The organism is Variovorax sp. 01T439_2 (assembly GCF_056398445.1).
This window is the reverse complement of the sequence record NZ_JBFTPJ010000932.1, coordinates 1-2,299: the sequence shown is the minus strand read 5'-3', so window position 1 is coordinate 2,299 and position 2,299 is coordinate 1. Positions and strand designations below refer to the sequence as shown.

3 protein-coding genes and 1 pseudogene are annotated in these 2,299 nt (G+C 69.4%); all 4 read left to right on the top strand.

The window, feature by feature from the left end; all coding sequences use genetic code 11:
- Window positions 1-124: pseudogene (locus AC1DOC_RS29985) on the top strand (amino acid ABC transporter permease); the annotation flags it as partial.
- Window positions 114-935: an amino acid ABC transporter permease gene (locus AC1DOC_RS29980; RefSeq protein WP_278875109.1), complete on the top strand. Its 822-nt coding sequence runs from the start codon at window positions 114-116 to the stop codon at window positions 933-935. The pseudogene AC1DOC_RS29985 and the gene AC1DOC_RS29980, both read left to right, overlap by 11 nt.
- A complete protein-coding gene (locus AC1DOC_RS29975; RefSeq protein ID WP_436289101.1) occupies window positions 922-1,785 on the top strand; it encodes an amino acid ABC transporter ATP-binding protein in 864 nt (287 codons plus the stop codon). The genes AC1DOC_RS29980 and AC1DOC_RS29975 overlap by 14 nt, the downstream gene beginning before the upstream one ends.
- A gap of 21 nt (window positions 1,786-1,806) precedes the next feature.
- The coding region (locus AC1DOC_RS29970; RefSeq protein WP_478131152.1) for a cysteine dioxygenase family protein at window positions 1,807-2,299 on the top strand (493 nt) is incomplete at its 3' end.

Genomic DNA, 2,299 nt, shown 5'->3' with positions numbered 1-2,299 from the left:
GCGGGACAACGTGCTCGAACTGCTGTTGCTGATCCTGGTCTTCTTCGGCCTCTTGACCTGGCTCGTGAGCCTGGTGGGCCGCTGGCTCGAGGAACGATTGAGGATGCCCGGCTATGGCCAGTGAGATCGCGCTTCCTCAAGGCAGCGCCCCGGCCATCGCCGCGGACGCCGGCACGCCCGCGTGGCGCAGGCCGTGGGCCCTGGCCGCGTGGGCCGCCTTGGCGCTCGTGGCTTTCTGGGCCGCCACCGGCACCACGCCCACGGCCTTCGTCCATCTCTGGACATGGCTGCCCGCGCTGCTGCGCGGCCTCCTGGCGAACATCGAGATCAGCGTGCTCGCAATGGTGCTGGGCACGCTGGCCGGGCTGCTGGTCGGGGCGCTGTCGCTCTCGCCGCTGCGGGTGCTGCGCGTCGCCGCGCGCTGGTATGTGCAGGTCTTTCGCAATGCGCCCGTGCTGGTGCTGGTCTATTTCACGACCTATGTGTTCCCGTTCGAGCTGCACCTGGTGTCGTGGACTTTTCCTTTCCCCGACTGGATCAAGGTGGTGCTGGGCCTGGCACTGCCGGCCAGCGCGAACGTGGCGGAGATCTTCCGCGGCGCGATCCAGTCGATCCCGAGCGCGCAGTGGGAGGCGGCGCAATCGCTGGCCTTCAGGCGCAGCGAGATCTTTCGCCTGATCGTGCTGCCGCAGTGCCTGCGCCGCATGCTGCCGCCGTGGATGAACCTCTATGCCAGCATCACCATGAGCACGGCGCTGGCCTCGCTGGTGGGCGTGCACGACGTGGTCGACACGGCACAGATCGCGAGCAACACGGTGGCGCGCACCGACTTCACCATCCTTGTCTATTTCACGCTGCTGGGCCTGTTCTTCGCCTGCTGCTATCCGATCGCGCGCGCCACCCGCGCGCTGGAGCGTCGCCATGACCGCCACTGATAGATCCTCCGCCACCACGGCTGCCGCACACGAAGCGCCGCTCGTGGCGCTGCGCGATGTGCACCTGCGTTTCGGTGCCAACGAGGTGCTCAAGGGCATCGACCTGGAGGTGCGGCGCGGCGAGGCCGTGTCCATCATCGGCCCCTCGGGGTCGGGCAAGTCGACCATCCTGCGCTGCATCACCGGCCTGCTGCGGCCGCAGCGCGGCGCGATCCGCGTGGGCGACACGCAGGTGGACGCGCTGCGCTCCGAAGCCGAGCTGATCGCGCTGCGCAAGCGCGTGGGCTTCGTGTTCCAGCARTACAACCTGTTCCCGCACCTCACCGTGCTGGAAAACCTGGTGATCGCGCCCACGCGCGTGGCGGGCCGCGACCGCGCCGCGGCACAGCGCGAAGCGCGTGCGCTGCTCGACAAGGTGAGGCTGTCGCACAAGGAGGCGGCCTATCCCGGCGAGCTTTCCGGCGGGCAGCAGCAGCGCGTTGCGATCGCGCGGGCGCTGGCGATGCGGCCCGAGCTGATGCTGTTCGACGAAGTGACCTCGGCCCTCGACCCCGAGACCGTCGGCGAGGTGCTGACCGTGATCCGCGACCTGGTGCAGGAGGGCCTGACCTGCGTGCTGGTGACGCACGAGATGCGCTTTGCCGAGGAGATCAGCGACCAGGTGTATTTCACCGAGGCCGGGGTCATCGTCGAGCACGGCCCTGCGCCGCGCATCTTCGGCCAGCCCGAAAGCGAGCGCACCCGCGCCTTCCTGCGCCGCGCGCTCGGCGAAGGCGCGCGCACGGCGCCTGCACGGCCCGCTCCCCTTCCTGAAGCGCTGCCCTTCGAGCGGCTGCGCTTTGCGCTCTGAACCCACCACTGCCCTCAAGCCATGACCACCACCCACAGCCTCTCCGGCACTGCATTGGCCGCCCGGCGCCGCGTCGCCGTCGACCAGGCACTGACCGATATCCGCGGCATCGCGAGCACGCAGCCCTTCGACCGCACCGTTCTTGCGCGCATCACGGCGCGCCTCGAAAAGCTCGCGCAGCAGACCGAGCTTTTCACCCGCACCGACTTTCCGCCGCCGGCCGCCACGGAAGGCGTGGGCGCCTCCACGCGCTACCGCCTGAACCCCGAGGACGGCGACGACGACATCGCGCTCTACCTGAACTCCATCAACCCGGGCAAGACCTCGATCCCGCACAACCACACGACCTGGGCGGCCATCGTGGCCGTCGAAGGGCAGGAGGAGAACCGCATCTACCGCCGCACCGACGATGGCCGCGACCCGGCCGTGGCCCGGCTGGAGCTCGACCGCGAAGTGACGGTTCAGCCCGGCACGCCGATCGCCTTCCTGCCCGACGACCTGCACAGCATCCACG

Bases quoted from the DNA above. Each gene is read 5' to 3' on its own strand.
- AC1DOC_RS29980 (WP_278875109.1), top strand. From the start codon at position 114: ATGGCCAGTGAGATCGCGCTTCCTCAAGGCAGCGCCCCGGCCATCGCC.